Source organism: Pseudomonas sp. LH1G9 (genome assembly GCF_002949975.1).
In the GTDB taxonomy this organism is placed as follows: domain Bacteria; phylum Pseudomonadota; class Gammaproteobacteria; order Pseudomonadales; family Pseudomonadaceae; genus Aquipseudomonas; species Aquipseudomonas veronii.
In genome coordinates, this window is sequence record NZ_CP026880.1 from 4,428,958 (window position 1) to 4,453,554 (window position 24,597).

The window sequence follows — 24,597 nt, forward strand, 5'->3', positions numbered from 1 at the left end:
CACATCCTGAATGAAGAAACCTGCCAGATAGCCCTATAGATGTGGTCGATTCTGGGAGATTCAAGCGTCGGACAGTTGACGTAGATCAGAAGAGTCTAGCGCTCCAGCCAAATAAGGGAGGCGAACCGACCCGTGCGTGGACTGCGGCGGAAAGAAAAGAAGCGCGGATCGTTCACGGTGCAGAACCCGCCACCGTAAACGGCAGTGATACCGCGGGCAGCCAGGCGCAAACGGGCCAGTTGGTAGATGTCGGCCATGAACTTGCCAGGGTTGAGGCTGGGCACAAAGGCCTGGGCGGTGCCCGGCAGTTGCTGCACGAACGCTTCCCGCACTTCCGGGCCGACTTCGAAGGCTTGCGGGCCAATGGCCGGGCCCAGCCAGACCAATATGTCGGCAGGCTCGGCTTGCAGGCTTTCGGCGGTGGCCTCCAGCACGCCCGCGGCCAAGCCACGCCAACCCGCGTGAGCGGCGGCGACGCGTGTGCCGGCGCGGTTGCAGAACAACGCAGGCAGGCAATCGGCGGTCATGGAGGTGCAGGCGATGCCCGGCGTGCTGGTCCAACTGCCGTCGGCTTCGGCAATGCGCTCGGGGTCGGCCTCGACCACGTTCACGCCGTGGACCTGGCGGAGCCAGGCCGGCCGGACATGAAAGACTTCGGTGAGGCGACGGCGATTTTCAAGCACAGCCTCGGGGCTGTCCTCGACGTGATCGCCCAGGTTGAGGCTGTCGAACGGCGCCAGGCTGACGCCGCCCGCACGGGTGGTGACGCAGGCCTTGACCTGAGCCGGCGCGGGCCAGTCAGGAATCAGCCAGTCACTCATCCGATAAATGCCTCGCGATCCTGCCTGAGCAGCGACAGCAACCAGACCAGATCGTCCGGCAGAGGCGATTCCCAGCTCATCCGCTTACCGCTCGTCGGATGATCCAGCTCCAGGAACCGCGCATGCAGCGCCTGACGCGGGAAGGACTTCAGCGATTCAACCATGGTGGCACTGGCCGCCGGCGGAATACGGAAGCGACCGCCGTAGGCCGGATCTCCGACCAACGGGAAGTTGATGTGCGCCATGTGTACGCGAATCTGGTGGGTACGGCCGGTTTCCAGCTTGACCCGCACATGGGTGTGGGACCGGAAACGCTCCAGCACACGGTAGTGGCTGACGGCCTGCTTGCCGCCTTCCATCACCGCCATACGCTGGCGCTGCTGGCCGTGACGACCGATAGGCGCATTGATCTTGCCACCCGCCACCACGACGCCGATCACGATGCACTCGTAGATCCGGCTGACGCTGCGGCTCTGCAACTGTGTAACCAGCTGCGTCTGGGCCTGAATGGTCTTGGCCACCACCATCAAGCCGGTCGTGTCCTTGTCCAGGCGGTGTACGATGCCGCAGCGCGGGACATTGATGATGTCCGGCACATGGTGCAACAGAGCATTGAGCAAGGTGCCATCAGCGTGCCCGGCCGCCGGGTGAACCACCAGGCCTGCGGGTTTGTTGATGACCAGGATGTCGTCGTCTTCATAGACGATGTCCAGCTCGATGTCCTGGGCGATCCATTCTCCCTGGGCTTCCTGCTCGGCAGTCAGCTCAAGAATCGCACCGCCATGGACTATGTCTCGCGGGCGGATAACCGCTCCATCCACAGTCAGGCGGCCGTCTTTGATCCAGGCGGAAAGGCGCGAGCGCGAGTGCTCAGCGAATAATTGTGCGGCGACTTGATCGAGGCGTTGGCCGCCCAATTCGGACGGCACCTCTGCGCGAAGTTCAATTTTATCGGACATGCTCAGACTAGGCGTGGCACAGCCTTTGGTTTCGGCTGCGCGCTTGTGGTTAAATACGGCGTCTTTTGCCCCGATGCTTTCAACGGGGCGCTCATCATAACAGGACGGCCCCGCCCAAGACAGCGGCCGTCATAGGGACGCAAGCCGCCATGCAAGTGAAACACCTGCTGCTGATCGCCATCCTCGCCATGACTGCTGCTTGCTCGTCAACAAAGGAAGTCGTCGACGAAAACCTGAGCGAAGTCGAGCTGTATCAACAAGCTCAAAAAGACTTGGACAATAATAGCTACACCAGTGCCACAGCCAAGCTGAAGGCCCTGGAGTCGCGCTATCCGTTCGGGCGCTACGCCGACCAGGCCCAGCTCGAGCTGATCTACGCCAACTACAAGAACGCCGAGCCGGAAGCCGCCAAGTCCGCCGCCGAGCGTTTTATCCGCCTGCACCCGCAACACCCGAACGTCGACTACGCCTACTACCTCAAGGGCCTGACCTCGTTCGACCAGGACGTTGGCCTGCTGGCGCGCTTCCTGCCGCTGGACATGACCAAGCGTGACCCGGGCGCTGCCCGCGACTCCTACAACGAGTTCGCCCAGCTGACCAGCCGCTATCCCAACAGCCGCTACGCGCCGGACGCCAAGCAGCGCATGATCTACCTGCGCAACCTGCTGGCCTCCTACGAAATCCACGTGGCCCACTACTACCTGACCCGTCAGGCTTACGTGGCAGCCGCCAACCGTGGTCGCTATGTCGTGGAAAACTTCCAGGAAACCCCTTCCGTGGGTGACGGCCTGGCGGTGATGACCGAGGCCTACCAGCGCCTGCACCTGGACGCCCTGGCGGCCACCAGCCTGGAAACCCTGAAGCTCAACTACCCGGATCACCCAAGCCTGAAAGACGGCCAGTTCGTGCCTCAGGTTGCCGAAGCGGACAACCGTTCGTGGCTGAGCAAGTACACCCTGGGCCTGATCGAGTCGCGTCCACCGCTGCCGCCGGGTGAAACCCGCGCCAACCAGGACGTGATGAAACAGTTCCAGGACGCCAAGGAAGCCATCCCTGCGGACCTCAAGCCCCATGATGAAAATGGCGATGTGATCGAAGAACAAGCGCCGCAAGCCCTGGGCAACAACCAAGACCGCTCGTGGTTCAGCTACATGACCTTCGGTGTGTTCGACTGATCATCCGACGCAACGTAAAAAGGGAGCCCTCGAGGCTCCCTTTTTTATGCGCAAGCATTATTGCGCTGTGCGCCTGCCACGTCCTTGGCTAAACTGGCGCATTCCTTGTCGAGAAACTGCCCATCATGGTTCGTCTACTGTTCTGGATTGCCGTCATTGCTGCCGCGGTATGGTTCTGGCGCAAATTCAAAAACCCGGCCGTCAAACAACAACGCTCCGGCGAACCCGACGCAACGCCAATGGTGCGCTGCGCTCACTGCGGCGTACATCTGCCGCAGGACCGAGCACTAAGCTCACGGCAAGAATGGTATTGCACCCAGGCGCATCTGGAGCAAGGGCCGAAAGCTATCCAACGTTGATCCGACCTGCGGGCGCGTAGGGCGCCGGGTCGATGATCGGCGTGTGCCCCAGCAACAAATCGGCGAATAACTGGCACGATGCCGGCGCCAGCACGAGGCCGTTGCGGTAATGCCCGCAATTGAGCCACAGCCCGTTGAAACCGGGGACCGGACCGATGTAGGGAATACCTTCCGGCGAGCCTGGCCGCAGGCCCGCCCAATGGCCCACCACCTCGGCATCCGCCAGGGCGGGAATCAACTCCACGGCCGAAGCCTTCAGGCTCTCCAGCGCCGATCCGGTCGGCGTCTTGTCGAACCCTTCATGTTCCAGGGTACTGCCAATCAGAATGTGCCCGTCACGCCGCGGGATCGCATAACGCCCGTTGGCCAGGACCATGCTCGACAGAAAGTCCGAGGCGCATTTGTACAGAATCATCTGGCCTTTGACCGGCTCAACCGGCAGCGACAGGCCCAGCTTGTCCAGCAACTGCCCACTCCAGGCCCCCGCCGCAAGCACGACCTGATCACCAAGCACCGGCCCGGCAGGCGTATTCACGCCGACGACGTTGTCGCCGTCCAACACAAACCCGTCAACTTCGCACTGTTCATGAATCGTCACGCCTGGCAGCGCCAGCAGCGCCGCCTTGAGCGATTTGATCAGGCGCGGGTTGCGCACATTCGCCACATTCGCCATGTAGATCGCCTGGGAGTAACCACCGCCCAACACCGGAACCGCATCATGGGCGACCGACACATCCACCTTGCTCAATGGTCGTCCTTCGCGCGCGGCCCAGGCCAATGCGTCGGCTTCATCCTCCAGGTCCAGCCAGTAGAGGCCGGTGGTGTGGACCTCCGGGTCAACGCCGGTATCGGCAAACAAGCGCTCGGCCAGTTGTGGATAAAAGTCCTGGGACCAATGAGCCAAAGCCGTGACTGCCGGGCTGTAGCGCCACGGGTACAGTGGCGAGACAATGCCGCCGCCTGCCCACGAGGACTCCTGCCCGAGCCCCGAGCGTTCCAGCAGTACGACTGCCAGGCCCTGGGTCGCCAGGTTGAACGCCGTCAACAAGCCGATTACTCCGCCACCGACCACCACCACTCGCTGTTGCTTAGCCATCATTTGATCCAGCCGATAAAAAGGGAAAAGCGCACTCGGCGCCCACTCATGGAGTACACCCATCACTGCCCCCAGCATGTCTTGCGTGACATGCCTGGGGCCGCTCCGGGGTTGGTCCGCGCACCGCTACTGGTCAGGCTGAATGCCCCGCAAGCGTCGCCTGCCATGACAGAGTCGACGCCTGGTGTGGCCAGCAGGCTGAAATCCTGAGGGTTCAGCGCAGCCGTGATTCTATAGCGATCATTGCCGACGCTGACGCCGCTTGCATCAATAAAACTGCCATTGCTCGTGTAATACCGCTCCAGAGACTGAGCTTGCTCGGTCAACAGCACGACAATTTCCGCGCGATAGGCCTTGTTCACATGGCCGACATACGCCGGATAAACGACACCGGCCAGCACCGCGACGATCGCCACGGCAGTCAGTAATTCAATCAACGTAAAACCCTGGCTATCCATGCCCATTGCGCCGCTCCTCAGTAAAGTTGTCGCCACATCACTCGCTGAAACCGCGAGCGCCCTCCCTCATCCACCCGCGCATACATGGCCTCCAGCACCGTGCGCGTTTGGCCACGGAGCCCCACCGCCGTAACCCGATAGAGCATTGCCGGCATCTGCGCAGGCAAATGAGCCAGCCCCACGACAGGCCCGAGTGCTTGAACCGCGTAAAGACCGCCGTCCATGGCGGCCCAGTTCACCCTCGAAACGGGATCGGTTCCGGGAGCTATCACCGAAGACGACTCGCGCGGCGGCGCACAGGTGATGATCGACGCGCACACAGGCCACGCGGCGCCTGCCCGCCGCACGGCCGCCTCCCCCAGCCTCAGGCCACTTTCGGCACTTTGTAGCGACTGGTTGCGATGCCAGACACTGCCAACGACCTTCTGCTGGGACACCGCACCCTGCATCGAAGACAACGCGATCAGCGATAACAGCAACAGGAACACCAGGCTGATCAGCAGCACCATGCCCGCCTGCCGTCGCTCAACAATACGAAACCCTGCCATGGTCGCCCTACCCCAGCCGGTTGCGCAGCGCTGCAACCACGCTCCAGGTTTGCGCCTTCACCAACCCGTCCGGGTCTTGCAGCGTCAAACGGATGCGTACACTGCGTATCAGCGAATTGTCGGCCGGGCCGGGGTCATAACCCACCACCGGCGTCGAGTCAGGCTTGGCTGCGACGCCGAAACTGATCTCGAACGCCTGCACGTTGTCCACCAGCACCGCCCTGGCCGGGGCTGACGGGGTACTGACTTTCAGCTGGCCAGCCTCGAAGGTGTAGGTGAGCTGGCGTATCGCAAAGCGTATCTGCCCCGGCACGGCGGGTGGTGGCGTACCGGCATAAGCGTGGGCAGAGCCGGAGCAGTCGGACAATACGGTCCAATCCGGCGTGCCGCCGTCCTCGCCGACCTCAGCGCTGACCAGCGTCAGCGACCTTGCGTCACCCGTGGCACTCCAGCTGATTGGTCGATCGAAAGCCAACGGCGCACCTTCGATCGATGCCGTAGCCAGGCAACCGAACATGCCCGCCAGGCGAATGTCCTGAATCAGCTTGCCGAGCGCAAACCGCGCATCATCCTGCAGCAGCATGGCGGCCTGCTGGCTGGCATCGGTGGTTCGAGCGCTGATGGCGATTTGGCTGAACCCAAGGCTCAGCACCAACCCGAGCGTCAACGCCAGCAGCAGCTCCAACACACTGAAACCCCGCACCCGCCGATTCATTGCGACACCTGCGATTCATCGGCGATGCGGCTGGTGAGTGTGAGCGTTTCCCTCGCCCCGGCTTTTTTTGCCCCCCTGGCATCATCCCAACTGATGCTCACGGTCACCTCATCGGCACGAACGAGCACCGAGCCACTGCCGCTGTCGCCGGCGAAACCGATGATATTGGCCTCGAAATCGTGCAGGTCGAGGTCGCGCACGCTGCCCGTCGACGTGAACAGTGGCGCGCGCTCGGTTCGCACCCACGAATAGTCGGCGCCAGCATTGGCGCGAATGCGGTCCAGCATGTCGTAGGCGATGAAGCTGGCCTGGCTGGTCATCCGCGTACTGTCGGTGTACTTGAGCGCATTGAGCTGGACCACCGCAGCGCCCAGCAGGCCGATCACCAGAATCAGCACCGCCACCACCACCTCGATCAGGGTCATGCCGGTTTGGTGGCGGGAAGTCACCGGTCGAAACAAAGCAGTCGAGCAAGCAAGCATTACCGTCGTCATCCCTGTCAGAGGCCGGAAAAAGCAGGAAAAACCTGCTGTGCGGCCCAAGACTAGCGGCGGTTTTCGGCCTGTGCCGCTCCCGGAACAAAGGGAAATACTTTGGACATAAAGGCCAGCATTCAACGCCACGACCGGAGCGCTATACCTAGGCATGCCACCTGAATATTCATCGCGTCCACGGAGGGACCGCACATGACACAACGAGGCTTCACCCTGATCGAACTACTGCTCGGGCTGATCCTGAGCGGCATCCTCGCGCAGCTGGCGGTCCCCAGTTTCAAGGGGTTGCTGGAGTCCCAGCAGCGACACAGTGCGGCCCAGTCTCTGGTTGGCGGCCTGCGCTATGCGCGCAGCGAAGCCATCGCACGCAACCGGGCGGTAGTCATTCATGCCTTGGACGACGATTGGAGCCGGGGCTGGCGGGTGATCGTGGACCTGAACGGGCGCGGCCATCTGGACGACGATAACCCCGTACTGCTGGAGCACCAGGACAATGGGCGCGTACCGATCGTGGGCAATGGCCCGGTCAGGAGCCAGGTACGCTTCAGCGGGCTGGGCGAGCCGGTCTTTTCCGGCGGGGGCTTTCGTGCCGGCACCGTGCATGTATGCGCCACGGATCAGGCACAAAGCCTGTTTCAAGTGGTGCTGGCCCCCAGCGGACGCATCAGCCTGCGCCGGGATAAAACCGAGCAGGCATTATGCCGGGGCTCGCTCAACATCCTGGGACTCAGAGCAGCGAACGCACCCGCAGCTCCTTGGGCATGGAGAAAGTGATGTTCTCCTCACGACCGGCCAACTCATCGGCACCGGTAGCGCCCCAGGCCTGCAACTGCTGGATCACACCGCGCACCAGCACTTCCGGTGCCGAGGCGCCCGCAGTGATACCGATGCGCTCGACGCCGTCGAACCAGCTGCGCTGCATGTCCTCGGCGCCGTCGATCAGGTACGCCGGCGTGGCCATGCGTTCAGCCAGTTCACGCAGGCGGTTGGAGTTGGAGCTGTTAGGGCTGCCGACAACCAGCACCACATCACATTCATCGGCCAGTTGCTTGACTGCGTCCTGGCGGTTTTGCGTGGCGTAGCAGATGTCGTCCTTGCGTGGGCCGCCAATTGCCGGGAAGCGTGTGCGCAGGGCATCGATCACTCGGCTGGTGTCGTCCATCGACAACGTGGTCTGGGTGACGAAGGCCAAACGCTCAGGGTTGCGTACCTGCAGGTTGGCAACGTCTTTTTCGTCTTCCACCAGGTAGATCGCGCCACCGTTGCTGCCATCGTACTGGCCCATGGTGCCTTCGACTTCCGGGTGGCCGGCGTGGCCGATCAGGATGCATTCACGGCCATCGCGGCTGTAGCGCGCGACTTCGATATGCACCTTGGTAACCAATGGGCAGGTAGCATCGAACACTTTCAGGCCGCGGCCTGCCGCTTCGGTCCGCACCGCCTGGGATACGCCGTGGGCGCTGAAGATAACGATAACGTCGTCCGGCACCTGGTCGAGTTCTTCGACAAAGATGGCGCCGCGAGCGCGCAAGTCTTCGACTACGAATTTGTTGTGGACGACTTCATGGCGCACATAAATCGGCGGTCCGAAGACTTCCAGGGCACGGTTGACGATTTCGATCGCGCGGTCCACGCCGGCGCAGAAGCCACGGGGGTTGGCGAGTTTGATTTGCATGCTGTGCCTCGTGTCTTTGTGGGAGCTGGCTTGCCTGCGATGCGGTCGACTCGGTGTATCAGGTACACCGAGGTGATGCCATCGCAGGCAAGCCAGCTCCCACACAAGCCAGCGCCCGCAGGAGCCGGTTCTGTCAGTTAGAGCGCTTTAACGTCGAAGATTTCTACGTCAAACGTCAAGGTTTTACCGGCCAACGGATGGTTGAAGTCGATGGTCACTTGCGCGTCATCGAAGGCTTTGACCACACCCGGCAGCTCGGTATTCGCCGCATCGTTGAAGATCACCAGCAGGCCTTCCGACAGCTCCATGTCCTGGAACTGCGAACGCGGGATGATCTGTACGTTTTGCGGGTTGGGCTGGCCAAAGGCGTTTTCCGGCAGGATCTGCAGGGTGCGCTTGTCGCCGGCCTTGAAGCCGAACAAGGCCGCTTCAAAACCCGGCAGCAGGTTGCCATCGCCCACCTTGAAGGTCGCCGGGGATTTGTCGAACGTGCTGTCGACCGTGTCGCCATTCTCCAGGCGCAATGCGAAATGCAAGGTGACTTCCGTGTTCTGGCCGATGCGTTGTTCAGCCAATACCTGATCAGTCATGAACGGTCTCTCCGGTTTTCTTACTTTTGAACATATCGAGTGCCAGCATGATTGCACCGACGGTGATGGCGCTGTCGGCAAAATTGAACGCGGGGAAGTACCAGCGGTTCTGCCAATGCACCAGAATGAAGTCGATCACATGGCCCAGGGCGATGCGGTCGTACAGGTTGCCCAGCGCGCCACCCAGCACCAGCGCCAAGGCGATGGCCAGCCAGGTGTCATCGCGCCCCAGGCGCTTGAGCCAGACCACCAGCACCGCACTGACCACCACGGCGATCAGGGCGAACAACCAGCGCTGCCAGCCGCCGCCATCGGCCAGGAAGCTGAACGCCGCGCCGGTGTTATAGGCCAGCGTCCAGCTGAAGTAATCCGGGATCACCACGATCTGCTGGAACATCTCCAGGGAGCCCTCGAAGTGAGCCTTGCTGACCTGGTCGATGACCAGGACCAGCACGCTCAATACGAGCCAGCCAAGACGTCCGAAACGACTGGCGTTAGGCATAGTGACGAACCTCGCCGGCACCGCTGATGTTGTCGACGCAACGACCGCAGATTTCCGGATGCTCAGGGTTCACGCCGACATCTTCACGGCAGTGCCAGCAACGGGCGCACTTGGGGAAGGCCGACTTGACGACTTTGAGCTTCAGGCCAGGCACTTCGGTGGCCACGGCGTCCGCCGGGGCCTGGGCGAATGGCGCCAGGCTCGCGGTGGAGGTGATCAGCACGAAGCGCAGTTCGTTGCTCAGCTTGGCCAGGTCGGCGCTCAGGCCTTCCTCGGCAAACAGAGTGACTTCGGCTTGCAGGTTGCCACCGACGGCCTTGGCCGCGCGCTGCACTTCCAGCTCCTTGTTCACGGCCACTTTCACCGCCATCACGCCGTCCCAGTACTCGCGGCCCAGTTCGAAGTCGGCCGGCAGTTCGGTCAGGCCTTCGTACCAAGTGTTGAGCATCACCGATTCGTTGCGCTCGCCCGGCAGGTATTCCCACAGTTCGTCGGCGGTGAAGGCCAGGATCGGTGCGATCCAGCGCACCAGCGCTTCGGAGATGTGGTACAGCGCGGTCTGCGCCGAGCGGCGCGCCTTGCTGTTGACGCCGGTGGTGTACTGGCGGTCCTTGATGATGTCGAGGTAGAAACCGCCCAGCTCCTGCACGCAGAAGTTGTGGATCTTCGAGTAGACGTTCCAGAAGCGGTATTCGCCGTAGTGCTCTTGCAACTCGCGCTGCAGCAACAGGGTACGGTCCACGGCCCAACGGTCCAGGGCGAGCATGTCCTCGGCCGGCAGGATGTCGGTGGCCGGGTTGAAACCGGTCAGGTTCGACAGCATGAAGCGTGCGGTATTGCGGATACGGCGGTAGGCATCGGCGCTACGCTGCAGGATCTGCTCCGACACGGCCATCTCGCCCGAATAATCGGTCGAGGCCACCCACAGACGCATGATGTCGGCGCCCAGGGTGTCGTTGACCTTTTGCGGCGCGATCACGTTGCCCAGGGACTTGGACATCTTGCGGCCGTTTTCGTCGACGGTGAAACCGTGGGTCAGCAGTTCGCGGTACGGTGCGTGGTCGTCGATGGCGCAACCGGTCAAAAGCGACGAGTGGAACCAGCCGCGGTGCTGGTCCGAACCTTCCAGGTACAGGTCGGCGCGCGGGCCGGCCGCATGCCCCATCGGGTGCGAACCGCGCAGCACGTGCCAATGGGTGGTGCCGGAGTCGAACCACACGTCGAGGGTGTCGCTGATCTTGTCGTACAGCGGCGCTTCGTCGCCCAACAGCTCGGCGGCGTCCAGCTTGAACCAGGCTTCGATGCCTTCCTGCTCAACGCGCTGGGCCACGACTTCCATCAGCTCGACGGTACGCGGGTGCAGCTCGCCGCTTTCCTTGTTGAGGAAGAACGGGATCGGCACGCCCCAGTTGCGCTGGCGGGAGATGCACCAGTCCGGACGGTTGGCGATCATCGAGTGCAGGCGCGCCTGGCCCCAGGCCGGGACGAACTTGGTGTCTTCGATGGCTTTGATCGCGCGGTTACGCAGGGTTTCGCCGCTGGTCGGTTCTTTATCCATGCCGATGAACCACTGCGCGGTGGCGCGGTAGATCAGCGGGGTCTTGTGGCGCCAGCAGTGCATGTAGCTGTGCTTGATGGTCTCGGTGTGCAGCAGCGCGCCGACTTCCGACAGCCTGTCGATGATCGGCTGGTTGGCCTTGAAGATGAACTGGCCACCGAAGAATTCCAGGGACGGCGCATAAACACCGTTGCTCTGCACCGGGTTCAAGATGTCGTCGTTGACCATGCCGTAGGCCTTGCAGGTCACGAAGTCGTCTACGCCGTAAGCAGGCGCGGAGTGAACGATGCCGGTGCCGGCGCCCAGTTCAACGTAGTCAGCCAGGTACACCGGCGACAGGCGGTCGTAGAACGGGTGACGGAAGTTGATCAGTTCCAGCGCGGAACCGGTGGTGGTGGCGATCACCGAACCTTCCAGCGCGTAACGCGCCAGGCAGGCTTCGACCATCTCTTCGGCCAGCACCAGCAGGCGATCACCGACATCCACCAGGGCGTAGGTGAATTCCGGGTGGACGTTCAGCGCCTGGTTGGCGGGGATGGTCCACGGGGTGGTGGTCCAGATCACGATGGCGGCTGGCTTGGCCAGGCTTGCCAGGCCAAAGGCCGCGGCCAGCTTGGCGTCGTCGGCAATCGGGAAGGCCACGTCGATGGTCGAGGACTTCTTGTCTTCGTACTCGACTTCCGCTTCAGCCAGGGCCGAACCGCAGTCGAAGCACCAGTTCACGGGCTTGAGGCCCTTGAACACGAAACCGCCCTTGACGATTTCGGCCAAGGCGCGGATTTCACCGGCCTCGTTCTTGAAGTCCATGGTCTTGTAGGGATTGGCCCAGTCGCCCAGGACACCCAAGCGGATGAACTCGGACTTCTGCCCTTCGATCTGCTCGGTGGCGTAGGCACGGCACAGTTCGCGGGTTTTATCGGCGCCCAGGTTCTTGCCGTGGGTCACTTCGACTTTGTGTTCGATCGGCAGGCCATGGCAATCCCAACCCGGGACATACGGCGCGTCGAAGCCCGACAGGGTCTTCGAGCGGACGATCATGTCCTTGAGAATCTTGTTCAGCGCATGACCGATGTGAATCGTGCCGTTGGCATAAGGAGGGCCGTCGTGCAGGACGAATTTCGGACGATCCTTGCCAATTTCGCGCAACTTTCCGTACAGGCCAATACTGTCCCAGCGCTGCAGGATCTGCGGTTCGCGCTGTGGCAGGCCGGCCTTCATTGGGAAGGCGGTGTCCGGAAGGTTTAGCGTGGCTTTATAGTCGGTCATTTAAGGCTCTTCGGTTAGCGATGGGCGCTAGGTGCGGCTAGGGCACGGGCGGCGGCGACATCCGCATTGATCGCCGTTTTCAACGCCTCGAGGGAGGCGAAACGCTGCTCTTCACGCAGCTTTTGGTGGAAAACCACCGTCAAACGCCGGTCATACAGATCACCGGCAAAATCCAAAAGGTGAACTTCCAGGTGGGCCTTGCCATCACCTGCAACCGTGGGCCTGACGCCTATATTGGCGACTCCCGGCCACGATTGGCCGTCGATGTCGACGCTCACCAGGTAAACCCCGGTCAGCGGCACACGACGGCGCTTGAGCTGCACGTTGGCGGTTGGCGTGCCCAGTTGGCGCGCCAGCTTCTGGCCGTGCAATACCCGCCCGGCAATGCGGAACGGGCGACCGAGCAAACGCTCGGCCAAGGCGAAGTCGGCAGCGGCCAGCGCATTACGCACCTGGGTACTGCTCACGCGCAGGCCGTCCAGTTCGACGGTTTGCGCGGCTTCGACGGTAAAACCCTGGGTTACGCCGGCGTGCTGCAGAAAATCGAAATCGCCGACCCGATCACAGCCGAAACGGAAGTCGTCGCCGACCTCCAGGTGCTGTACGCCCAAGCCATCCACCAGGATACGGTCGACGAACTCGGCGGCGCTGAGGCTGCGCAAACGCTGGTTGAAGGCCAGGCACAGCACACGGTCCACGCCCTCCTCGGCCAACAGTTGCAGCTTGTCGCGCAAGCGGGCCAGGCGCGCTGGCGCCGTTTCCGGGGTAAAGAATTCCCGCGGCTGTGGCTCAAAAATCACCACGCAGCTGGGCACGCCCAACTCGACCGCGCGCTCGCGCAGCCGGGCCAGGATAGCCTGGTGGCCACGGTGTACACCGTCAAAGTTGCCAATAGTGGCGACGCAGCCCCGATGCTGGGGGCGCAGGTTGTGGAGACCTCGAACCAGCTGCATAACGCGCTTCTTGCTCATAAAGTGGTCGATTATAACCACACCCGGCCCCGGATCACAGGCAACAGCGCAGGGCAAAATGGATGGAATCGATAAAACACCGGTTTTATCGCGGCAAACTCGCTAACCCAGCGCCTTGCGATTGAAATCCCGCAGGCGGAAACCTTGCAGCAGCAACATCCCGAAGTACACCACCACGCCCGCCACCACCAGCACGCCCAGGCGCAAGAAACGCTCGAGCATATGGCCTTGATCCCAGGCCGGCATGAAGTGCATCAGGCCCAGCAATACCGCCGACATCATCGCCACCGCCACCAGCAGCTTGAGGGCAAACATGCCCCAGCCAGGCTGCGGCTGGAACATCTGCTGTTTGCGCAGCTGGTAAAACAGCAGGCCGGCATTGATACAAGCACCAGCGCTGATGGCCAGGGCCAGGCCGGCATGCGCCAGCGGGCCGATGAACACCAGGTTGAGCAGTTGCGTGACGACCAGCGTGAAGATCGCGATCTTCACCGGCGTGCGGATGTTTTGCTGGGCGTAGAACCCCGGCGCCAGCACTTTGATCACGATAATCCCAAGCAGACCGACCGAGTAAGCGATCAGCGCGCGCTGAGTCATCAAGGCATCGTGTGCGCCGAATTGCCCGTACTGGAACAACGACACCGTCAGCGGCTCGGCGAGGATTCCCAGGGCCAGGGAGCACGGCAACACCAGCACGAAGCACAGGCGCAGGCCCCAATCGAGAATGCGCGAGTATTCATGGCGGTCCTTGCTCGCGTAAGTACGCGCCAGCGTCGGCAGCAGAATCGTGCCCAGGGCCACGCCGAGGACGCCGGACGGCAGCTCCATCAAGCGATCGGCGTAGTACATCCACGACACCGAACCGGACACCAGCAATGAGGCGAACGCCGTGTTGATGATCAGCGAAATCTGGCTGACCGACACCCCGAGGATCGCCGGCAGCATATTGCGCATCACACGCCAGACGCCGGTGTCCTTGAGGTTCAGGCGCGGCAACACGAGCATGCCGATCTTTTTCAGGTGCGGCAGTTGGTAGAGCAATTGCGCCAGGCCGCCGGCCAGGACGGCCCAGCCCAGGGCCATGACCGGCGGATCGAAGTAGGGAGTGAGGAACAGCGCGAAAATAATCATGCTGACGTTAAGCAGGGTCGGCACGAACGCCGGCACCGAGAAACGGTTCCAGGTATTGAGGATGGCGCCAGCCAGGGATGACAGGGAAATCAGCAATATGTAGGGGAAAGTCACCCGCAGCAGATCAGTGGTCAGTGCGAATCTTTCCGGCGTATTGGCAAAACCAGGCGCCGTGGCCCAGATCACCCACGGCGCGGCGAGCATGCCGGCCACAGTCACCAGCATCAACACCAGGGTCAGCAAGCCCGAGACATAGGCGATGAATGTGCGGGTCGCCTCCTCGCCCTGCTGCGTCTTGTATTCCGCCAGAATCGGCACGAACGCCTGGGAAAACGCGCCCTCGGCGAAGATCCGCCGCAACAGGTTGGGCAGTTTAAAGGCAATGAAGAACGCATCCGTGGCCATGCTGGCGCCGAAAATGCGTGCCAACAAGGTGTCACGCACAAACCCCAATACCCGGGAAATCATCGTGATTGAGCTGACGGCAGCCAACGATTTGAGCAGATTCATTGAAAGAGTTTGCGCCTATAGATAAAGAGCAGGCGAACTACGCGCCTACTTATGCGATACTGCGCGCCTGCAACAGCACAGCGCCAAAGCTCGCGAGTTTACAGGTCAAGCGCCGGAAATAAATCACCCGCCTCTTCAGATCGACCACTCAGCAGTTCGCATCAACCGCCCTTGACAACCCATCAACTCATCGGCATGATTCGCGGCCTATTTTGTTTGCTATTTCCTAAAAAGTCTTTCGAGGAGCTCGACGGTGGCCAACACACCTTCCGCCAAAAAACGTGCAAAACAGGCTGAGAAGCGTCGCAGCCACAACGCCAGCCTGCGTTCCATGGTTCGTACCTACATCAAGAATGTAGTTAAGGCCATTGACGCAAAAGACGCTGAAAAAGCTCAAGCTGCTTACGTTCTGGCTGTGCCAGTTATCGACCGTATGGCCGATAAAGGCATCATCCACAAGAACAAAGCTGCTCGCCATAAAGGTCGCCTGAACGGCCACATCAAGGCTCTGAACCTTGCTGCTGCAGCCTAAGCGATAAACTGCCACGCAGGTTTACCTGCGTAACAGTTAAGAAATGCCCCGTACCGAAAGGTCCGGGGCATTTTTGTTTGGGCGCCATACATCTTTATTGCACGCACAAAAAAACGCCCCGAACCAGTCGGGGCGTTTTTGCTACCACCTGATCAAAACATCGATCAATGGTGATGACCGCCTTCACCGTGGACGTGGCCGTGAGCGACTTCTTCCTGGGAAGCGTCGCGGATGGCAACGATCTTCACTTGGAAGTTCAGGCGCTGGCCTGCCAGAGGGTGGTTACCGTCGACAGTGACGTCGTCGCCGTCCAGATCACGGATGGTGACGATCTGCATTTGGCCGTCCGGCGCGGAAGCGTGGAACTGCATGCCCACTTCCAGTTCGTCGACACCTTCGAACATGCTGCGGCTCAGGGTGCTGACCAGTTCGGCGGAGTATTCGCCGTAAGCATTTTCAGGCTCTACGACAACGGTCAGTTCATCACCGACGCTCTTGCCGACCAGGGCGTTTTCCAGGCCCGGGATAATGTTGCCTGCGCCTTGCAGGTAGACCAGCGGCGCGCCGCCGGCTGAGCTGTCGATGACCTCACCAGCGTCGTTGGTCAGGGTATAGTCGATGGAGACAGCCTTGTTAGCGGCGATCGTCATGGGGCGAGACCTTTTGCATAAGAATGAAGAACGGACAAGTCTAAACAAGGATTTGCCCGAAAGCGAACAGAACCCGGACGGACGGGACCAATCAACGGCCGTCGTCATCATCGGATTCCACCAGGACGACGACCGGCACTGGGTTGCCGAGCTGTCCTGCGGCCACACCCAGCACCTGCGCCACCAGCCGCCCTGGCAATCGCGCGCCTGGGTGCTCGACCCCGCACGCCGCCTGGAAAAAATAGGCCAGCCCTTTGCCTGCGGCTGGTGTGCGCAGGAGCGCGAATAACGATAACCTTGGCGCCTGATTCCCGGTAGGCACTCAACCATAGAGCGCCACCGAAGCCATGCACCTCCAGAGAATTCGCATGCAGACTTTTTTTATCGCGCCCACCGATTTTGGTGTGGGTCTGACCTCTATCAGCCTTGGGCTGGTCCGCACCCTTGAACGTGCCGGATTGAAAGTCGGCTTCTTCAAACCGATTGCCCAGCCGCACCCCGGCGACACCGGCCCCGAACGCTCCACCGAGCTGGTGGCGCGCACCCACGGCCTCAAACCGCCGCAGCCCCTGGGCCTGGCCCATGTCGAGCGGATGCTCGGCGACGGCCAGCTCGACGAGTTGCTCGAAGAAATCATCACCCTGTATCAGCAGGCCGCCGTGGGCAAGGACGTGCTGATCGTCGAAGGCATGGTGCCGACCCGCAGCGCCAGCTATGCGGCGCGGGTCAACCTGCACCTGGCCAAGAGCCTGGATGCGGAAGTGATCCTGGTCTCGGCGCCGGAAAACGAAGTGCTCACCGAACTCTCCGGCCGCGTGGAGCTGCAGGCCCAACTGTTCGGCGGCCCGAAGGACCCGAAAGTGCTCGGCGTGATCCTCAACAAGGTACGCACCGATGAAAGCATGGAGGCCTTCTCGGCGCGCCTCAAGGAGCATTCGCCGTTGCTGCGCAGCGGGGATTTCCGCCTGCTCGGCTGCATTCCTTTCCAGCCCGAACTCAACGCGCCGCGCACCCGTGACGTCGCCGACCTGATGAGCGCGCAGATCCTCAACGCCGGGGATTACGAAACCCGGCGCATGACCAAGATCATCATCTGCGCCCGCACCATGCGCAACACCGTGGAACTGCTCAAGCCGGGCGTGCTGGTGGTGACACCGGGTGACCGCGACGACATCATCCTCGCCGTCAGCCTGGCGGCGATCAACGGCGTGCCCCTGGCCGGCCTGCTGCTGACCAGCGACACCCTGCCCGACCCGCGCATCATGGACCTCTGCCGAGGCGCCTTTCAGGCCGGGCTGCCGGTGCTGTCGGTGAGTACCGGTTCCTACGAGACAGCGAACCTGCTCAACAACCTGAACAAGGAAATTCCCATCGATGACCGCGAGCGGGCCGAGATCATCACCGATTTCGTCGCCAGCCACCTCGATGCGCGCTGGCTGCACCAACGCTGCGGCACGCCACGGGAGATGCGCCTGTCGCCGGCAGTGTTCCGCTACCAGTTGATCCAACGCGCCCAGGCCGCCAACAAGCGCATTGTCCTGCCCGAAGGCAGCGAGCCGTTGACCGTGCAAGCCGCCGCGATCTGCCAGGCCCGTGGCATTGCCCGCTGCGTGTTGCTGGCCAAGCCGGCGGACGTCGAAGCGGTCGCCCGCGCCCAGGGCATCGAATTGCCCGAAGGCCTGGAGATTCTCGACCCGGACCTGATCCGCGAGCGTTATGTCGAACCGATGGTCGCGTTGCGCAAAAGCAAAAGCCTCAACGCGCCGATGGCCGAACAGCAGCTCGAAGACACCGTGGTGATCGCGACCATGATGCTCGCCCTGGATGAAGTCGACGGCCTGGTCTCCGGCGTTATCCACTCCACCGCGAACACCATCCGCCCGGCCCTGCAACTGATCAAGACCGCGCCGGGCTGCACCCTGGTGTCGTCGGTGTTCTTCATGCTGTTCCCCGAACAGGTGCTGGTGTACGGCGACTGTGTGATGAACCCGCACCCGAGCGCCGTCGAACTGGCGGAAATCGCCCTGCAGAGCGCCGACTCGGCGGCCGCGTTCGGTATCACCCCGCGGGTGGCGATGATCAGCTATTCCAGCGGTGAGTCGGCCAGCGGCGAAGAGGTGGAAAAAGTCCGCGAAGCCACCCTGCTCGCCCATGAACAGCAAAGTTCGCTGCTGATCGACGGCCCGTTGCAATACGATGCCGCCGCCAACGAAACCGTCGCCCGGCAACTGGCGCCCAACAGCCTGGTGGCGGGCAAGGCCACGGTCTTCGTGTTCCCCGACCTGAACACCGGCAATACCACCCACAAGGCGGTACAACGCAGCGCCGATTGCGTCAGCCTCGGGCCGATGCTCCAGGGCCTGCGCAAACCGGTGAACGACCTGCCGCGCGGCGCCCAGGTCGACGACATTGTGTACACCATCGCCCTGACCGCGATTCAAGCCGCCAACCGACCTATGGATATCTAAATGCTGGATTTTCTACCTGCCGCCGTGCGCGGGGTAATCGCGTCGTTGCTGCTGGCGCTGAACACGATCCTGCTGTGTTCGTTCCTGTTCATCGTCGCGCTGTTCAAGGCCCTGCCGTTCGCCAAACGTTTCAGCGAATGGCTGATGAACCACACCCATGAAGCCTGGATCAGCAACAACAAGGCGTGGATGAACCTGGTGCGGCGCACCCGCTGGCACCTCAAAGGCCTGGAAGGGCTGGACTACCAGCACTCTTATCTGGTGACCAGCAACCACCAGAGCTGGGTCGACATCATGGTCCTGCAATACGTGCTCAATCGCCGGATTCGCCCGCTGAAGTTCTTTCTCAAGCAGGAACTGATCTGGGTGCCGGTGATTGGCCTGGCCTGGTGGGCGTTGGGCTTTCCGTTCATGAAGCGCTACTCCAAGGCCTACCTGGAAAAACACCCGGAGAAGAAAGGCAAGGACCTGGAAACCACCCGCAAGACCTGCGCGAAGTTTCGCGCCAACCCTGTGGGCATTTTCAACTTTGCCGAAGGCACGCGGTTTACCGTCGGCAAGCATGCGCAGCAGAAGTCGCCGTTTCGCTACCTGCTCAAGCCCAAGGCTGGCGGTATCGCGTTTGTGCTGGATGCCATGGGTGAGCAGCTCAAGTCGTTGGTCAATGTGACCATCCACTACCCCGCCGGGCGCCCAGGCTACTGGGACTTGTTGTGTGGGAATGTGCAAGACGTGGTGGTGCAGTTCGAAGAAGTGCAGATTCCGGCCGAGTTCATTGGCAAGAATTATGAGCAGGATAGTGAGTATCGGCTGGCGTTCCAGGCCTGGATCAACCGGTTGTGGGAAGACAAGGATGCGCTGCTGGAACAGTTGCACACCGACTACCCAGGCCGCCACTGATCAAAAGGTGGGAGGGGGGCTTGCCCCCGATAGCGGTGGTTCAGTCACCCGATGCTCTGACTGACACTCTGCAATCGGGGGCAAGCCCCCTCCCACATTTGACCGAGCCCGATCTTGAGGATGTGAAAAAGCCCGCCACCGATCACTCGGTGGCGGGCTTTTTTGTAGCGGCGAGGTTTAGATCGCGCCGCGCTGACGCAACAGCTCCAGCACTTGCTTGACGCTGTCTTCCAGCGACAGGGCCTGGGTGTCGATCACCAGATCGGCATTCAACGGCACGTCGTAGGGGAAGGACTCGCCAGGGATGTTATCCCCACCGGCCGCGTACAAGCCTTGTGGATCGCGCTCGGCGCACACCAGCGGCGAAGCCTGCACGTAGACCGTCAGCAAGCGGTCGGCACCGATCAGTGCCTTGGCCTGTTCACGCCCTTCGGCATCCGGCGCAACGAACGCGGCCAGGGTCAGCAGGCCGGCTTCGTTGAACTGGCGCGCGACGTGAGCCGCACGACGCCAGTTCTCGGTACGCCCGACGCGATCCTGCGGCAAGCCTTTGTTCAGGTCGTGGCGCAGGTTCTGGCCATCCAGTACAAACACCGCGCGGCCCATGTCGAACAACTTGCGTTCAACCGCATAGGCCAGGGTGCTTTTGCCGGCGCCCGACAAGCCGCTGAACAACACGGTGGCCGGCTGCTGGCCGAAGCGCTGGGCGCGCTCTTCGGTGGCCACATGGGCCAACTTGCCGTGCTGCGCAACGCTGCCGTGGCTGACCGGCGGCGCGATGATCATGCCCGCGGCCACGGTGCCATTGGTCAAGCGGTCGATGACGATGAACGCGCCGGTGGTGCGGTTGCTCGCGTAACCGTCCAGGGCGATGGCGGCGTCGAGGCTGACCTTGACCCGGCCGATTTCGTTCAACTGCAGCGAACTCGCCGGGCCTTCGGCCAGGGTGTTCACGTCCACGCGATGCACGATGCTGGTGATGGAACCCGGCACGTAGCTGGTGGCGCGCTTGATGTCGTATTTCTTGCCCGGCAGCATCGGCTCTTCGGCCATCCACACCAGCATGGCGTCGAAGGCGTCGGTCACTTGCGGCACGTTGTCGGCATGCACCAGCAGGTCGCCACGGGAGATGTCGATCTCGTCTTCCATGGTCAGGGTCACGGCCTGGCCGGGACCGGCGTGTTCCAGTTCACCGTCGAAGGTGACGATGGATTTGACGCGGCTGCTCTTGCCCGACGGCAGCACCACGACTTCGTCGCCCTTGTGGACGATGCCGCTGGCCAGGGTGCCGGCGAAACCGCGGAAGTTCAGGTTCGGACGGTTGACGTACTGCACCGGGAAACGCAGGTCGGTGTAGTTGCGGTCGTTGGCGATCTCGACGGTCTCGAGGATCTCCATCAGCGACTGGCCGGTGTACCACGGCGAACGCTCGCTCTTGTTCACCACGTTGTCGCCCTTGAGCGCCGACATCGGCACGAACGCCATGGTGCTCGGCTTGAAGGCGATACCGTCGGCGAACTTCAGGTAGTCGGCCTTGATCTGCTCGAATACGCCTTCGTCGAAACCGTTGAGGTCCATCTTGTTGATGGCGACGACGATGTGCTTGATGCCCAGCAACGAGGCAATGAAGCTGTGGCGACGGGTCTGGGTCTGCACGCCGTAGCGCGCGTCGACCAGGATGATCGCCAGGTCACAGGTGGACGCACCGGTGGCCATGTTGCGGGTGTACTGCTCATGGCCGGGGGTGTCGGCAATGATGAATTTACGCTTGGCGGTGGAGAAGTAGCGGTAGGCGACATCGATGGTGATGCCCTGCTCGCGCTCGGCCTGCAGGCCGTCGACCAGCAGAGCCAGGTCGATGTCGTCACCGGTGGTGCCGACCTTCTTCGAATCGCGGGTGATGGCTTCCAGGTGATCTTCGTAGATCATCTTGGAGTCGTGCAGCAGGCGCCCGATCAGGGTGCTCTTGCCGTCGTCGACGTTGCCGCAGGTCAGGAAGCGCAACATTTCCTTGCGCTCGTGCTGGCCCAGGTAGGCGAGGATGTCCTCGCTGATCAAATCAGATTGATGCGACATGACAACCCCTTAGAAATAGCCTTGACGTTTTTTATCTTCCATCGAGCCGGCACCATCGTGGTCGATGACCCGGCCCTGGCGCTCGGAAGTTCGCGTCAGGAGCATTTCCTGAATGATGTCCGTCAGCGTCTCCGCTTCGGACTCCACCGCGCCCGTCAACGGGTAGCAGCCAAGGGTACGGAAACGGACTTTCTTTTTGACGATGCGGGCTTTGTCTTCGTCGGACAAGTGCTCGAGGATGCGGTCGTCGTCGATCATGATCAACGTGCCGTTTTTCTCGATCACATCGCGCTCGGCGGCGAAGTACAGCGGCACGATCGGGATGCCTTCCAGGTAGATGTACTGCCAGATGTCCAGTTCGGTCCAGTTGGACAGCGGGAACACACGGATCGACTCGCCCTTGTTGACGTTGCCGTTATAGACGTTCCACAGCTCCGGGCGCTGGTTTTTCGGGTCCCAGCGGTGCTTGCTGTCGCGGAACGAGTACACGCGCTCTTTGGCACGGGATTTCTCTTCATCGCGACGGGCACCGCCGAAGGCTGCGTCGAAACCATACTTGTCCAGGGCCTGCTTGAGGCCTTCGGTCTTCATGATGTCGGTGTGCTTGGCGCTGCCGTGGGTGAACGGGTTGATGCCCTGCGCCACACCGTCCGGGTTGACGTGGGTGATCAGGTCCAGGCCCAGTTCTTCAACCATGCGGTCGCGGAACGTGTACATCTCCTGGAATTTCCACTGGGTGTCGACGTGCATCACCGGGAACGGCAGCTTGCCCGGGAAGAAGGCCTTGCGTGCCAGGTGCAGCATCACGGCGGAGTCTTTACCGATCGAGTAGAGCATCACCGGGTTGTCGAACTCGGCGGCGACCTCGCGGATGATGTGGATGCTTTCCGCCTCCAGCTGTTTCAGATGCGTCAGTTTGTCGACCATGGCTACTCACGGAAAAACGATCTTATGGACGGCCAGCGGGCCGTGTTCGAGCGAGGCATGCTAGCACAGCACCTGCTTCTATTCAGGGCGCCGACTAGATCGAAACGGTATATGGATATGCCCCGAGGTTTGGCGGCGATGGGCGGCCGAACCCTCCCAAATGTGGGAGGGTGGTGTGCGTTAGATCGGGTTGGGACAATCGATGAACAAATGCTCCAGGGCGAAACGCCGCGCCAGGTAATCGCCCAACGCCTGCACACCGTAACGCTCGGTGGCGTGATGGCCGGCGGCGATAAAGCTGATGTCGTTTTCGCGGGCGCTGTGGAAGGTCTGTTCGGAGGCTTCGCCGCTCAGGTACAGGTCGACGCCGGCCGCAATCGCCTGATCGATGTAACCCTGGCCACCGCCGGTACACCAGCCGACGCGGCGGATCATCTCGCTGCCTTCGATCAGCAGCGGCTCGCGCCCCAACACGCTCTGCACGCGGTGGGCGAAGTCACGCGGCGACAGCGGCTCGGCGAGGGAGCCGACCAGCCCGACGATCTTGAGGTCGGCCGGGTCCAGCGGGCCTTCGACGGTGACGTCCAACTGCCGAGCAAGCTGTACGTTGTTGCCGACCTCGGCGTGCAAGTCCAGCGGCAGGTGGTAGGCCAGCAGGCTGATGTCGTGCTTGAGCAGGGTCTTCAGGCGGCGCTGCTTCATGCCGGTGATGCACGGGTTCTCGCCCTTCCAGAAATAACCGTGGTGGACCAGCACCAGGTCGGCCTGGGCCTCGACGGCGGCGTCCAGCAATGCCTGGCTGGCGGTGACGCCGCTGACGATACGCATCACCTGCGGGCGCCCCTCGACCTGCAGGCCGTTGGGGCAGTAATCGGCAATTTTTGCGCTGCCAAGGTAGCGGTCCGCTTCCTCGACGAGGGTGCTCAAAGCAACGGCCATAAAAGACTCCTAAATATCCCGTTCCGAGGCGCTCGCAGCCTCGTATAATGCGCGACATTATGGGCGCTCCCCCGCCCCCTGCAACCTGTCAGGACTTACTTGATGCTCAAGGCACTGCGTTTTTTTGGATGGCCATTGTTGGCTGGCGTGCTGATCGCGATGATGATTATTCAGCGTTACCCCCAGTGGGTGGGCTTACCGAGCCTTGATGTGAACCTGCAACAGGCCCCGCAAACCAATACGATGGTGCAAGGCCCGGTGACCTACGCCGACGCCGTGGTCATCGCCGCCCCTGCGGTGGTCAACCTGTACACCACCAAGGTCGTCAACAAGCCGGCGCACCCGCTGTTCGAAGACCCGCAGTTCCGCCGCTATTTCGGCGACAACAGCCCCAAGCAGCGACGCATGGAATCCAGCTTGGGGTCCGGGGTGATCATGAGCCCGGAAGGCTACATCCTCACCAACAACCACGTGACCACCGGTGCCGACCAGATTGTGGTAGCCCTGCGCGACGGCCGCGAAACCCTGGCCCGCGTGGTCGGCAGCGACCCGGAAACCGACCTCGCGGTGCTGAAGATCGACCTGAAAAACCTGCCCGCGATCACCATCGGCCGCTCCGAAGGGCTGCGGGTCGGCGATGTCGCGCTGGCCATCGGCAACCCGTTCGGCGTCGGCCAGACGGTCACCATGGGCATCATCAGCGCCACCGGGCGTAACCAGTTGGGCCTCAACAGCTACGAAGACTTCATCCAGACCGACGCCGCGATCAACCCGGGCAACTCCGGCGGCGCGCTGGTGGATGCCAACGGCAACCTGACCGGCATCAACACGGCGATTTTCTCCAAGTCCGGCGGCTCCCAGGGCATCGGTTTCGCGATCCCGGTCAAGCTGGCGATGGAAGTGATGAAGTCGATCATCGAGCACGGCCAGGTGATCCGTGGCTGGCTGGGGATCGAAGTGCAGCCGCTGAGCAAGGAACTGGCCGAGTCGTTTGGCCTGACCGGGCGCCCGGGCATCGTGGTCGCCGGGATCTTCCGCGATGGCCCGGCGCAAAAGGCCGGCCTGCAACTGGGCGATGTGATCCTCAGCATCGACGGCGAACCGGCCGGTGATGGCCGCAAGTCGATGAACCAAGTGGCGCGGATCAAGCCGACCGACAAGGTCACGATCCAGGTGATGCGCAACGGTAAAGAGCTCAACCTGACGGCGGAAATCGGCCTGCGCCCACCGCCCGCGCCGGTGACGGAAGAGGAATAACCTGCGCCCTCCGGGTGCCC

25 protein-coding genes are annotated in these 24,597 nt (G+C 62.0%); 8 read left to right on the forward strand and 17 right to left on the reverse strand.

The window, feature by feature from the left end:
- Nucleotides 1–95: 95 nt before the first annotated feature.
- Nucleotides 96–821: a peptidoglycan editing factor PgeF gene (pgeF, locus tag C5F70_RS20485; protein ID WP_104903961.1), complete on the reverse strand. Its 726-nt coding sequence runs from the start codon at nucleotides 819–821 to the stop codon at nucleotides 96–98.
- On the reverse strand, nucleotides 818–1,780 hold the full coding sequence (gene rluD, locus C5F70_RS20490; protein ID WP_046488081.1) for a 23S rRNA pseudouridine(1911/1915/1917) synthase RluD: 963 nt from the start codon (nucleotides 1,778–1,780) through the stop codon (nucleotides 818–820). The genes pgeF and rluD overlap by 4 nt, the downstream gene beginning before the upstream one ends.
- A 149-nt stretch (nucleotides 1,781–1,929) precedes the next feature.
- Between rluD and C5F70_RS20495 the strand changes: the two genes are divergently transcribed.
- Together C5F70_RS20495 and C5F70_RS20500 are read left to right on the forward strand one after the other, a co-directional pair.
- A complete protein-coding gene (locus tag C5F70_RS20495) occupies nucleotides 1,930–2,955 on the forward strand; it encodes an outer membrane protein assembly factor BamD (RefSeq protein ID WP_017845480.1) in 1,026 nt (341 codons plus the stop codon).
- 125 nt (nucleotides 2,956–3,080) lie between these two features.
- On the forward strand, nucleotides 3,081–3,314 hold the full coding sequence (locus C5F70_RS20500) for a PP0621 family protein (RefSeq protein ID WP_026139830.1): 234 nt from the start codon (nucleotides 3,081–3,083) through the stop codon (nucleotides 3,312–3,314).
- Here the strand turns inward: C5F70_RS20500 and thiO are convergent.
- The 5 genes from thiO to pilV form a co-directional block, all read right to left on the reverse strand.
- Nucleotides 3,301–4,410, reverse strand: coding sequence for a glycine oxidase ThiO (gene thiO, locus C5F70_RS20505; protein WP_017845481.1), 1,110 nt, complete (start codon nucleotides 4,408–4,410; stop codon nucleotides 3,301–3,303). The genes C5F70_RS20500 and thiO overlap by 14 nt on opposite strands.
- Nucleotides 4,411–4,472: 62 nt before the next feature.
- A complete protein-coding gene (locus C5F70_RS20510; RefSeq protein WP_017845482.1) occupies nucleotides 4,473–4,874 on the reverse strand; it encodes a type IV pilin protein in 402 nt (133 codons plus the stop codon).
- Between the two features lie 11 nt (nucleotides 4,875–4,885).
- Complete coding sequence (locus tag C5F70_RS20515; protein WP_256588301.1) at nucleotides 4,886–5,377, reverse strand: PilX N-terminal domain-containing pilus assembly protein; 492 nt, start codon at nucleotides 5,375–5,377, stop codon at nucleotides 4,886–4,888.
- 46 nt (nucleotides 5,378–5,423) lie between these two features.
- Complete coding sequence (locus C5F70_RS20520) at nucleotides 5,424–6,131, reverse strand: PilW family protein (RefSeq protein ID WP_104903962.1); 708 nt, start codon at nucleotides 6,129–6,131, stop codon at nucleotides 5,424–5,426.
- Nucleotides 6,128–6,613: a type IV pilus modification protein PilV gene (gene pilV, locus C5F70_RS20525; protein ID WP_032804232.1), complete on the reverse strand. Its 486-nt coding sequence runs from the start codon at nucleotides 6,611–6,613 to the stop codon at nucleotides 6,128–6,130. Before pilV ends, C5F70_RS20520 begins: the two co-directional genes overlap by 4 nt.
- A 204-nt stretch (nucleotides 6,614–6,817) precedes the next feature.
- Between pilV and C5F70_RS20530 the strand changes: the two genes are divergently transcribed.
- Nucleotides 6,818–7,399: a GspH/FimT family protein gene (locus C5F70_RS20530; protein ID WP_104903963.1), complete on the forward strand. Its 582-nt coding sequence runs from the start codon at nucleotides 6,818–6,820 to the stop codon at nucleotides 7,397–7,399.
- Here C5F70_RS20530 and ispH read toward each other — a convergent pair.
- The 6 genes from ispH to murJ form a co-directional block, all read right to left on the reverse strand.
- A complete protein-coding gene (gene ispH / locus C5F70_RS20535) occupies nucleotides 7,353–8,300 on the reverse strand; it encodes a 4-hydroxy-3-methylbut-2-enyl diphosphate reductase (RefSeq protein WP_017845487.1) in 948 nt (315 codons plus the stop codon). The genes C5F70_RS20530 and ispH overlap by 47 nt on opposite strands.
- Nucleotides 8,301–8,437: 137 nt before the next feature.
- A complete protein-coding gene (fkpB, locus tag C5F70_RS20540; protein WP_169850802.1) occupies nucleotides 8,438–8,875 on the reverse strand; it encodes an FKBP-type peptidyl-prolyl cis-trans isomerase in 438 nt (145 codons plus the stop codon).
- Between the two features lie 7 nt (nucleotides 8,876–8,882).
- Nucleotides 8,883–9,392 carry a signal peptidase II gene (gene lspA / locus C5F70_RS20545; RefSeq protein WP_017845489.1) on the reverse strand — a complete coding sequence of 170 codons (510 nt, stop codon included), beginning with the start codon at nucleotides 9,390–9,392 and terminating at the stop codon, nucleotides 8,883–8,885.
- Nucleotides 9,385–12,216, reverse strand: coding sequence for an isoleucine--tRNA ligase (gene ileS, locus C5F70_RS20550; protein WP_104903964.1), 2,832 nt, complete (start codon nucleotides 12,214–12,216; stop codon nucleotides 9,385–9,387). The genes lspA and ileS overlap by 8 nt, the downstream gene beginning before the upstream one ends.
- A gap of 14 nt (nucleotides 12,217–12,230) precedes the next feature.
- Nucleotides 12,231–13,169, reverse strand: coding sequence for a bifunctional riboflavin kinase/FAD synthetase (gene ribF / locus C5F70_RS20555; RefSeq protein ID WP_017845491.1), 939 nt, complete (start codon nucleotides 13,167–13,169; stop codon nucleotides 12,231–12,233).
- A gap of 120 nt (nucleotides 13,170–13,289) precedes the next feature.
- Nucleotides 13,290–14,828: a murein biosynthesis integral membrane protein MurJ gene (gene murJ / locus C5F70_RS20560; protein ID WP_017845492.1), complete on the reverse strand. Its 1,539-nt coding sequence runs from the start codon at nucleotides 14,826–14,828 to the stop codon at nucleotides 13,290–13,292.
- 253 nt (nucleotides 14,829–15,081) lie between these two features.
- Between murJ and rpsT the strand changes: the two genes are divergently transcribed.
- A complete protein-coding gene (rpsT, locus tag C5F70_RS20565) occupies nucleotides 15,082–15,360 on the forward strand; it encodes a 30S ribosomal protein S20 (protein WP_003215870.1) in 279 nt (92 codons plus the stop codon).
- 164 nt (nucleotides 15,361–15,524) lie between these two features.
- Here the strand turns inward: rpsT and C5F70_RS20570 are convergent, their stop codons facing one another.
- On the reverse strand, nucleotides 15,525–16,010 hold the full coding sequence (locus tag C5F70_RS20570; protein ID WP_017845493.1) for a peptidylprolyl isomerase: 486 nt from the start codon (nucleotides 16,008–16,010) through the stop codon (nucleotides 15,525–15,527).
- On the opposite strand from C5F70_RS20570, the gene C5F70_RS20575 reads away from it, so the two are divergent.
- The 3 genes from C5F70_RS20575 (at nucleotide 16,009) to C5F70_RS20585 (ending at nucleotide 19,378) form a co-directional block, all read left to right on the forward strand.
- Nucleotides 16,009–16,299: a DUF3565 domain-containing protein gene (locus C5F70_RS20575; protein ID WP_046384743.1), complete on the forward strand. Its 291-nt coding sequence runs from the start codon at nucleotides 16,009–16,011 to the stop codon at nucleotides 16,297–16,299. The genes C5F70_RS20570 and C5F70_RS20575 overlap by 2 nt on opposite strands.
- A gap of 79 nt (nucleotides 16,300–16,378) precedes the next feature.
- Complete coding sequence (pta, locus tag C5F70_RS20580) at nucleotides 16,379–18,478, forward strand: phosphate acetyltransferase (RefSeq protein WP_017845495.1); 2,100 nt, start codon at nucleotides 16,379–16,381, stop codon at nucleotides 18,476–18,478.
- Nucleotides 18,479–19,378, forward strand: coding sequence for an acyltransferase (locus tag C5F70_RS20585; protein WP_017845496.1), 900 nt, complete (start codon nucleotides 18,479–18,481; stop codon nucleotides 19,376–19,378). It abuts the gene before it with no gap.
- A gap of 177 nt (nucleotides 19,379–19,555) precedes the next feature.
- Here C5F70_RS20585 and cysN read toward each other — a convergent pair whose 3' ends face one another.
- The 3 genes from cysN to C5F70_RS20600 all read right to left on the reverse strand — a co-directional run bounded on the left by cysN (nucleotide 19,556) and on the right by C5F70_RS20600 (nucleotide 23,320).
- Nucleotides 19,556–21,454 (reverse strand): sulfate adenylyltransferase subunit CysN, encoded by a 1,899-nt coding sequence (cysN, locus tag C5F70_RS20590; RefSeq protein WP_104903965.1) that lies wholly within the window; start codon nucleotides 21,452–21,454, stop codon nucleotides 19,556–19,558.
- A 9-nt stretch (nucleotides 21,455–21,463) separates the two neighbouring features.
- Entirely contained in the window at nucleotides 21,464–22,381 is a 918-nt protein-coding gene (gene cysD, locus C5F70_RS20595; protein ID WP_010565604.1) for a sulfate adenylyltransferase subunit CysD, read from the reverse strand.
- A gap of 180 nt (nucleotides 22,382–22,561) precedes the next feature.
- Nucleotides 22,562–23,320 (reverse strand): Nif3-like dinuclear metal center hexameric protein, encoded by a 759-nt coding sequence (locus tag C5F70_RS20600; protein ID WP_104903966.1) that lies wholly within the window; start codon nucleotides 23,318–23,320, stop codon nucleotides 22,562–22,564.
- 102 nt (nucleotides 23,321–23,422) lie between these two features.
- Between C5F70_RS20600 and algW the strand changes: the two genes are divergently transcribed.
- Complete coding sequence (gene algW, locus C5F70_RS20605; protein WP_017845499.1) at nucleotides 23,423–24,577, forward strand: Do family serine endopeptidase AlgW; 1,155 nt, start codon at nucleotides 23,423–23,425, stop codon at nucleotides 24,575–24,577.
- The last annotated feature ends 20 nt before the right edge of the window (nucleotides 24,578–24,597 follow it).